This is a genomic window from Streptomyces sp. NPDC003393, assembly GCF_053589015.1.
Genome location: NZ_JBSFRB010000087.1, coordinates 1 through 6,019 on the forward strand (window position 1 = coordinate 1; position 6,019 = coordinate 6,019).

At 71.3% G+C, this 6,019-nt stretch carries 5 protein-coding genes; 3 read left to right on the top strand and 2 right to left on the bottom strand.

Translation table 11 applies throughout. The features are described 5' to 3' along the window. Positions 1 to 262: 262 nt before the first annotated feature. Positions 263 to 2,701 carry a GcvT family protein gene (locus ACWDUZ_RS38280; protein ID WP_451636442.1) on the top strand — a complete coding sequence of 813 codons (2,439 nt, stop codon included), beginning with the start codon at positions 263 to 265 and terminating at the stop codon, positions 2,699 to 2,701. A 20-nt stretch (positions 2,702 to 2,721) separates the two neighbouring features. After that, positions 2,722 to 3,855: an aromatic ring-hydroxylating oxygenase subunit alpha gene (locus ACWDUZ_RS38285; RefSeq protein ID WP_451636443.1), complete on the top strand. Its 1,134-nt coding sequence runs from the start codon at positions 2,722 to 2,724 to the stop codon at positions 3,853 to 3,855. A 183-nt stretch (positions 3,856 to 4,038) separates the two neighbouring features. Here the strand turns inward: ACWDUZ_RS38285 and ACWDUZ_RS38290 are convergent, their stop codons facing one another. Beyond that, positions 4,039 to 4,749 carry a hypothetical protein gene (locus tag ACWDUZ_RS38290; protein WP_451636444.1) on the bottom strand — a complete coding sequence of 237 codons (711 nt, stop codon included), beginning with the start codon at positions 4,747 to 4,749 and terminating at the stop codon, positions 4,039 to 4,041. Between the two features lie 108 nt (positions 4,750 to 4,857). Here ACWDUZ_RS38290 and ACWDUZ_RS38295 point away from each other — a divergent pair, with 108 nt between their 5' ends. Continuing rightward, on the top strand, positions 4,858 to 5,118 hold the full coding sequence (locus tag ACWDUZ_RS38295; RefSeq protein WP_451636445.1) for a hypothetical protein: 261 nt from the start codon (positions 4,858 to 4,860) through the stop codon (positions 5,116 to 5,118). A 22-nt stretch (positions 5,119 to 5,140) separates the two neighbouring features. Here the strand turns inward: ACWDUZ_RS38295 and ACWDUZ_RS38300 are convergent. Next, positions 5,141 to 6,019 (bottom strand): cellulose binding domain-containing protein (locus tag ACWDUZ_RS38300; RefSeq protein ID WP_451636446.1); only part of this gene is annotated, 879 nt, incomplete at its 5' end.

Below are 6,019 nucleotides of genomic sequence, written 5' to 3' on the forward strand. Positions count from 1 at the left end.
CCCGTATCGCCGTGGACACCGCGAACAACTTGGCGGAGCGCCTGGGTTGTGCGGACAGGCTGCCTGATCCGCCCGACAGAAGCGCGCACCGCCCGCCGGGCGTCGCCGTTTTCCGCACTGTTTCCCGGGCCGTTCACCGCTCTGTTCCGGGACATCACGGCCCCCTTGACACCCTTTCACGCGGCAGGCACATTGAGTTGCGCAGCCTGAATCATGTTGCGTCAAAAGCAACCCTGCGACGCGGAATTGCGGAGGTGCGGCGATGGCGGGACCCCGAGTGGTGATCGTCGGAGCGGGCGTCGTGGGTGCGGCACTCGCGGACGAGATCTCCGCACGAGGCTGGACCGAGGTGACCGTGGTCGACCAGGGCCCGCTGTCCGCCACCGGGGGGTCCTCCTCACACGCCCCGGGCCTGGTCTTCCAGACGAACTCCTCCAAGACTATGACCGAACTGGCCCGCTACACCGTCGAGAAGCTCTCCTCCCTCGACGTCGACGGCCGGCCCTGCTTCCTCCAGGTCGGCGGCCTCGAGGTGGCCACCACCCCCGAGCGCCTGGCCGAACTGCGGCGCCGCCACGGCTGGATCACCTCCTGGGGCGTCGAGGGCCGGCTGCTGAGCCCCCAGGAGTGCGTCGAGCGGCACCCGCTGCTGAACCCCGACCGGGTCCTCGGCGGACTGCTGACCCCCACCGACGGGATCGCCAAGGCCGTCCTCGCCGTCGAGGCGCAGATCCGGCGGGCCACCGAGCGCGGCGTACGCTTCCTGGCCCGCCACGAAGTCCTAGACGTCCGGCACCGCGACGGCCGGGTGACCGGCGTCCTCACCGACCAGGGGGAGCTCGGCACCGACATCGTCGTGTGTTGCGCCGGCATCTGGGGCCCGAAGGTCGCCCGTATGGTCGGCATGAACCTGCCGCTCACCCCGCTCGCCCACCAGCTCGCCTGGACCGGCCCCGTCCCGGCGCTGGCCGGTCAGGCCGAGGAGGCGGTCCGCCCGATCCTGCGCCACCAGGACGCCGACCTCTACTACCGCGACCGCTTCGACGGTCTGGGCATCGGGTACTACGGCCACCGCCCCATGCCCGTCTCCGCCGACGAGATCCTCTCCGTGGACGAGGCCGACCTGATGCCGTCGGTGCTGACGTTCACCGAGGACGACTTCGCCGACGCCTGGACCGAGACCCAGTCGCTGCTGCCCGCGACCAAGGAGACCGAGATCGCGGCGGGCATCAACGGCCTGTTCTCCTTCACCACCGACAACTTCCCGCTGCTCGGCGAGTCCGCGGACGTCAAGGGCTTCTGGGTCGCCGAGGCCGTCTGGGTGACCCACTCCGCGGGCGTCGGCCGGGCCATGGCCGAATGGCTGGTCGACGGCCACTGCTCGTCCTTCGACCTGCACGAGTGCGACGTCAACCGCTTCGAGCCGCACCAGCTCTCCCCGGAGTACGTCCTGGCTCGTGACTGCAGGAACTTCGTGGAGGTCTACGACATCATCCACCCCCTTCAGCCGTCGGGGGACCCGCGCCCGATCCGCACGAGCCCCTTCCACTCCCGGCAGCAGGAGCACGGCGCGTTCTTCCTGGAGGCGAACGGCTGGGAGCGCCCGCAGTGGTACGAGGCCAACACCTCGCTCGTCGAGGGGCGGGACATCCGCGTCCCCGGCGACTGGGCCGCGCGGTACTGGTCGCCCATCGTCGGCGCGGAGGCCCAGGTCACCCGTGAGACCGTCGCCCTCTACGACATGACGGCCCTCAAGCGTCTGGAGGTCGGCGGTCCCGGCGCCGCCGACTTCCTGGAGCGGCTGGTCACGGGCAGGGTCGCCAAGTCGGTCGGCTCGGTGACGTACACACTCCTGCTGCACCACGACGGCGGCATCCGCAGCGACATCACCGTCGCCCGGCTCGGTCGCGACCTCTTCCAGGTCGGCGCCAACGGCAACCTCGACCTCGACTGGTTCACGCGCCACCTCCCCGCCGACGGCACGGTCCAGGTCCGCGACATCACGGCGGGAACCTGCTGCATCGGCCTGTGGGGCCCGCTGGCCCGCGAGGTGCTGCAACCGCTGACCGACGAGGACTTCTCGAACGACGGCCTGAAGTACTTCCGCGCCAAGCGTGCCCACATCGGCAGCGTCCCGGTCACCGCGATGCGCCTGTCGTACGTCGGCGAACTGGGCTGGGAGCTGTACACCACCGCCGACCTCGGCCAGAAGCTGTGGGACACCCTGTGGGCGGCGGCCGGACCGCTCGGCGGCGTCATTGCCGGCCGCGGCGCCTTCGACAGCCTCCGTCTGGAGAAGGGGTACCGCTCCTTCGGTACCGACATGACCTACGAACACGACCCCTACGAGGCCGGAGTCGGCTTCGCCGTCAAGCTCGACAAGGAGGACTTCGTCGGCAAGGCCGCACTCGAGCGCCGCAAGGCCGACGTACGACGCCGGCTGACCTGCCTCACCATCGACGACCCGCAGGCGGTCGTCATGGGCAAGGAACCGGTGTACGACGGCGACCGCCCCGTCGGCTACGTCACCAGCGCCGCCTACGGCCACACCATCGGCAAGGGCATCGCCTACGCCTGGCTTCCGGCGCACCTCGCCACCCCGGGCACCACCGTGGGCATCGGCTACTTCGACCAGCGCGTCGAGGCGGCCGTCGCACCGGAGCCCCTGTTCGACCCGGCCATGTCCCGCCTGCGCGGCTGACCTCTTCCCAAGGTGACACGATGACCCTCACCGACCCGCCCTCCAGCCTGATCCCCACACTGCCCGGCGAGCACTACACCGACCCCGGGATCTTCGCCCTCGAGCAGGAGCGCATCTTCGAGGCCCTGTGGTTCTGCGCGGCCCGCGCCTTCGAACTGACCAGGCCCGGCAGCTTCCGTACCTGCCGGGTGGGCCGCGAGAGCGTGCTCCTCACCCGCGCCCGGGACGGCTCGGTGAAGGCGTTCCTCAACATCTGCCGGCATCGCGGGGCCCGGTTGTGCACCGAGGAGTCCGGCGAGGTCAGGCGGGCCTTCCAGTGCCCGTACCACGCTTGGACCTATGGACTGGACGGCACACTCGTCGCCGCGCCCAGCCTCACGTCGATGCCGGACGTCGACCGTGTCGCCTACGGCCTGGTCGAGGTGCACGTCCGCGAATGGCTCGGCTACGTGTGGGTGTGCCTCGCCGACACCCCGCCGCTCTTCGAGAACGACGTGATCGGCGCCGTGACCGAGCGCCTCGGCGACCTTCAGGTCATCGAGAGCTACGGCGTCGACGGCCTCCAGGTGGGCCGCCGGATCACCTACGACGTCACGGCCAACTGGAAACTCCTCGTCGAGAACTTCATGGAGTGCTACCACTGCGCCACCATCCACCCGGAACTCACCGAAGTGCTCCCGGAGTTCGCCGACGGCTACGCCGCCCAGTACTACGTCGGCCACGGCGCCGAGTTCGGCGCGGAGATCAAGGGCTTCACCGTCGACGGCTCCGAGGGCCTGGAGCGCATCCCGACGGTCGCCGAGGAGCAGGACCGCCGCTACTACGCGATCACCGTCAAGCCGCAGGTGTTCATCAACCTCGTCCCCGACCACGTGATCTTCCACCGGATGTTCCCGGTGGCCGTCGACCGCACGGTCGTCGAGTGCGACTGGCTCTACCTCCCGCACGTGGTCGAGAGCGGCCAGGACACAGCCCGGTCCGTGGAGCTCTTCGACCGGGTCAACCGGCAGGACTTCGACGCCTGCGAGCGCACCCAACCGGGGATGGGCTCCCGCGCCTACGCGAGGGGCGGGGTCCTCGTCCCCAGCGAGCACCACATCGGCGCCTTCCACACCTGGGTCCACCAACGGCTCGGCACGGCGTCCACCCCCTGAGCCGCGTCCCCCGGGGCGACCTTGCTCCGGGGGACCGCCGCTACGTCCCCGCGGTGGGCGGTCGGGCCGCTCACCGCGTCGGCCCACGGCGTCCCCACGGTGACCGGGCCGCTGCGTCGTCCGGCCGGCCGTGCCCGCCACCGGCGCGGCGGGATCAGGACCTCACCCACCGCTCGCGCCCCGTCACGTCACCCGGGCCAGCTCCCGCACCTGGTGGTAGCCGTCCTCGTCGTGCCTGACCCGGACCAGGGCGTCGACCAGCCGGACGAACTCGCGGTCGTCGTCCACCAGCGCGCGCAGCGACATCGCGTCCTGGTCGAGGTGCAGCCGGTCCGCCGCGTCGAGCACCTTCTTGTCCACGAACGGGCACAACTCGCCCCACACGAGCTGCGCCTCGCGGCAGAAGGCGTCGACGACGGTGTCGTCCACGCCGGCGAAGTGCCGCAGCAGCTCCCGCTCACGCTCCGGGTCGCGCCCGGCGTCCTCGCGCAGCTCCCCGAGGTCGCCCCCGTGGTCCTCCTGAAGGTGCAGCGCCGCGTCCGTCATGGCCGTGCTGATGCGCTTGGCGTCGCCCTCCGGGTATCCGGCGTCCCTGAGCGCCCCGGCGATCCGGTCGGCCCCCGCGCGGAGCACCCCCTGGGCCGTGGACCAGCGGCGGTCACGCATCGCGGTGAAGGTGCGCACGGCCGTCTCCGGGGTCACCCGGGCGTCGGTGAGCGCCCCGAGCTGAAACATCTGGAACAGGGCGTGGGGGGACTCCTTCAAATGGATCTCGGCCTCCTCCGAGAGGCTCTCGCGTCCGTACCGCTTCAGCAGCGCGCCGACGATGTGCTTCTGCCCCGTGTCGTCTGCCGTCCGCCGGCCGCTGTCGGTGTCCTTCTTCGCGCCGGTCATACCTGCTCACCTCCCGACCACGCCTGCCAGGCCCCGCCGCGCCGGTGAGGCCGCCGCAGGCGTCCACGTCCGCTTCCTGGCTTCCCTGTCCGGCCCGCGCTAACCGCGGTGGGGGTCACCGGGTGCGGGCGTGGGCGACGGCGGCCTCGGCCAGGCCGTCTCGCCGCCCTCGCGGCCGCGGGGCTCGGGCTCACCGCCTTTCCGCTGTCCCTGGCCGCCACGCTGCCCGGCCTCACCGCCGTCCCGGTCGAGGAGCCCCGCCTCGTCCACCGCACGGAACTGGTCCACGTGACCCGTCCGACCGCCGTCGCACGGCAGTCGGCCGACCTCCTCGTCACCGGGACGGCCGGCGGCGCCCGGGTCGCCTGACGCCGCCGGCCTGGGGGGCCGGTCAGGGTTCGGTGCCGACGGCGAGGGTGCCGTTCACGTACGCGGTCACCTTGGTGGTGTCGGCGTAGGCGGTGTTGGTGGCGCGGCTGTAGTCGTCGCTCTCGTCGAAGGCGGACCAGTCGCTCTTGTTGAAACGGGCCTGGATGTCTCCGGTGGACTGGCCGGCGGCGAGGGTCCCGGCGCCGGTGGTGAAGCCGACCTCCAGGTAGTGGTCGGCGCCGGCCTCCGCAGTCGGCATCGCCACGACCTTGAGCTTGACGTCGGAGGAGCCGAGGGCGGCGTAGTCGACCGAGGTGTTGCAGGTGCTCGCGCCGGTCTCGCCGGTGAAGTAGTAGCGCAGGGTCACCGTCGACAGGTCCAAAGGGCCGGTGCCGGTGTTGACGATCTGGAGGCCGGGCTTGATCTGGTTGTCGCCGGGGGCGGTGTCGTTGTTCTTGTACTGCACGGTGAAGGCGCCGGTTCCCGGGTCGGTGCCGCCGCCCGTCCGGGTGGTGGCGGTGACGGCGGTGGAGGCCGGTGACATGTTTCCGGCGGCGTCCTTCGCCCTGACCGTGTAGCTGTAGGCGGTGGAGGCCGTCAGACCGGTGTCGGTGAAGGAGGTGGAGGCGGTGCTGCCCGCCTTTGTGCCGTCCCGGTAGACGTCGTAGCCGGTGACGCCGACGTCGTCCGTGGCGGCCGTCCACTTCAGCGACACCGAGGTGTCAGTGGTGCCGGAGACCGTCAGACCGGTGGGCGCGCCGGGAGCAGTGGTGTCGGGGGTGCCGGGGTCACCCCCGCCCGAGACGGGTGGGTAGGCGTTCTGGAGCAGCTGCTGGAACTGGGCGGAGAACCAGTGGCCGGCCAGTGGTGCGTTCGGCAGCGCGCCCGTGGGGTTGTTGCC

Coding starts and splice junctions, on each gene's coding strand:
- ACWDUZ_RS38285 (WP_451636443.1), top strand. CDS start 2,722: ATGACCCTCACCGACCCGCCCTCCAGCCTGATCCCCACACTGCCCGGC.
- ACWDUZ_RS38290 (WP_451636444.1), bottom strand. CDS start 4,749: ATGACCGGCGCGAAGAAGGACACCGACAGCGGCCGGCGGACGGCAGAC.
- ACWDUZ_RS38280 (WP_451636442.1), top strand. CDS start 263: ATGGCGGGACCCCGAGTGGTGATCGTCGGAGCGGGCGTCGTGGGTGCG.